Genomic DNA, 3062 nt, shown 5'->3' with positions numbered 1-3062 from the left:
CTCTTGTGCTCGTCGTTGTTGTTATTCGATGTCTGGAACCACGGTCCCACTCGTATCGTCGGTCTGATTATTAGTCTGGGACCACGGTCCCACTCGTATCGTCGGTCTGATTATTAGTCTGGGACCACGATCCCACTCGTGTTGTCGGTCTGATTATCGGTCTGGGACCACGGTCCCACTTGTATTGTCGATCAGACTATCAGCGTGAGACTACGATTCCATCAATGCCTGTCAAGGGCAAGTATTGACATGTCGTCGTAACCTGTAGAACGGAGTAACCTCGGTGTGCGGTTGTATGCCTGCTGTGGATTGCTGCTGTGTCCTGCTTATCCACAACATTTTGCGCACGGTTATGTGGACAAAATACCTGGTTACCCAGGCCGTGCCGGCACGTTAACCGGGCTGCATCCGATGCAAGTGTGTCGCTGTCGACGAGCTCGCGAGCTCGGACATGAGGTTGCCCCGTATTCAGTGTCGCTGATTTGTATTGTCTGAAGTTGCTTTTACGTTAAGTTGATGCAGATCAATTAATACGATACCTGCGTCATAATTGATTATTTGACGTGGTTTGATGGCCTCCACGCACGTTGTGATATGTAGATGATAATCATTATCACTTTACGGGTCCTTTCCGGTGATCCGACAGGTTACGGGGCGGCGACCTCGCGGGTTTTCGCTATTTATGAAAATTTTCCGGTTTAAGGCGTTTCCGTTCTTCTTCGTCATAACTTAATGTTTTTATTTAAAATACCCTCTGAAAAGAAAGGAAACGACAGGTGCTGAAAGCGAGCTTTTTGGCCTCTGTCGTTTCCTTTCTCTGTTTTTGTCCGTGGAATGAACAATGGAAGTCCGAGCTCATCGCTAATAACTTCGTATAGCATACATTATACGAAGTTATATTCGATGCGGCCGCAAGGGGTTCGCGTCAGCGGGTGTTGGCGGGTGTCGGGGCTGGCTTAACTATGCGGCATCAGAGCAGATTGTACTGAGAGTGCACCATATGCGGTGTGAAATACCGCACAGATGCGTAAGGAGAAAATACCGCATCAGGCGCCATTCGCCATTCAGCTGCGCAACTGTTGGGAAGGGCGATCGGTGCGGGCCTCTTCGCTATTACGCCAGCTGGCGAAAGGGGGATGTGCTGCAAGGCGATTAAGTTGGGTAACGCCAGGGTTTTCCCAGTCACGACGTTGTAAAACGACGGCCAGTGAATTGTAATACGACTCACTATAGGGCGAATTCGAGCTCGGTACCCGGGGATCCCACGTACAACGACACCTAGACCACTTAGTTCCGCCCGAAGCTTACCGTTCATCGCGGTGTGTCGGACTTTGCCCTAGAAGATCCCAAATCCCCACTGCTGCATCGGCTGTTGATCGTCGACGACAATCCAACGATCCACGAAGATTTCCGGAAGATCCTGGCGCCGGACTTGGCGCCGACTTCGGAGCTGGAGGCGCTCGAGCGTGAGTTGCTGGGTGAAGCTCAGGACGCCTCCGCGCTACCTCCTCATCAACGCTTCGAGCTCCAATCCGCTCACCAGGGAGAGGCAGCCGTCGAACTCGTCGCACGAGCTTGTAGTGAGGGACGTCCCTACACCCTCGCCTTCGTGGACGTGCGCATGCCCCCGGGCATCGACGGTATCGAAACGGTAGCCCGCATGTGGTGCGTCGATCCGCATCTGCAGGTGGTGATCTGCTCAGCTTACTCTGATCATACGTTTGCGGACATCGTGAGCGAGTTGGGCCACAGCGACGGACTGCTGGTCCTGCGCAAACCCTTCGAGGCCATCGAGGTGCTGCAAGCTGCGCACGCTCTGAGCCAAAAATGGACCATCTCCCACCAGCTGCGCGAACGCCTGATGGACCTCGAGGCCATCGTGCAACGCCGCACCAGTGCTCTCGAGCAGGCCGTGCGTGAGTTGCGCGAAGAGGTAGAGCAGCGCCGCCGCGCCGAAGCGGAGGCCCGCTACGTGGCAACCCACGACGCCTTGACCGGCATTCCCAATCGTCATCTGTTGCGGGAGGCTCTGGGGCGGGCACTGTCGCGCGCACGCCGGCGAGGGACGTACGCCTCCGTTCTGCTCCTCGACTTGGACAACTTCAAAGAGGTGAATGATACCTATGGTCACGCCGCGGGCGATGAACTCTTGAAAGAGGTGGCGCGGCGCCTGCGCAGCTGCGTGCGTGAGTGTGACATGGTGGCGCGTATGGGAGGCGATGAATTCGTGCTCTTGCTCGAGGACCTGGCGCAAGCGGAAGAGGCTTCCCTGGTAGCTGCGCGGGTGGTGGAGAGCTGCAAAAAGCCGTTCTTGGTTGCAGGTGAGAACGTGCATACCCCGGCGAGTATCGGCATTGCTATGTTTCTAACGGGTTGTGGCGACGGCTGGACACTACTCAAGGTCGCAGACGTAGCCATGTACGAGGCGAAAACGGAGGGTAGGGGTGGCTTCCGCTACTACACCGAAGGCATGCTAGCGAACTCCGAGGAGAAGCTCAGGCTTCGGGAGGAGCTGCTGCGGGGTTTGACGAACGACGAGTTCAAGCTCGTTTACCAGCCGCTGGTCGACGCTGAATCCGGCGCCATCTGCGCCTTCGAGGCATTGGTTCGCTGGGAGCATCCCCAACGAGGCACGGTTGCTCCTCTCAAGTTCATTCCCATCGCCGAGAAGTCAGGCTTCATCATTCAGCTCGGAGCGTGGATCCTGCGTACGGCCTGTGCGCAACTGGCGGAATGGCGGCGCAATGGTGAAATAGACTTGCGCATGGCCGTCAACGTATCCGCGCGCGAAGTGCATGCACCAGGCTTCGTGGAGCTCGTGACCGAAACCCTGCGCGAGAACGGACTGCACCCAAGCGCGCTCGAGCTAGAGCTAACGGAGAGCATGGCCACCATTGACGTCGAGAAGTCATCGCGGGTGCTCGTGGAACTCACCGACATGGGAGTGCGCCTTGCCATCGACGACTTTGGATCTGGCTATTCGTCTCTCATGCGGCTCAAGCAAATGCCCATCAGCGTCTTGAAGATCGACCGCTATTTCATCCGTGATATCACCCACAACC

General features: G+C 56.3%; 1 protein-coding gene. It reads left to right on the top strand.

Annotated features, from left to right (window positions below):
• Positions 1 to 1321: 1321 nt before the first annotated feature.
• On the top strand, positions 1322 to 3062 hold a 1741-nt coding region (locus tag BHE97_RS19490), incomplete at its 3' end, for an EAL domain-containing protein (RefSeq protein ID WP_087625665.1).

This window comes from Aeromicrobium sp. PE09-221, assembly GCF_002174305.1.
Taxonomy (GTDB): domain Bacteria; phylum Actinomycetota; class Actinomycetes; order Propionibacteriales; family Nocardioidaceae; genus Aeromicrobium.
This window is presented reverse-complemented; position numbering and strand designations above follow the sequence as displayed.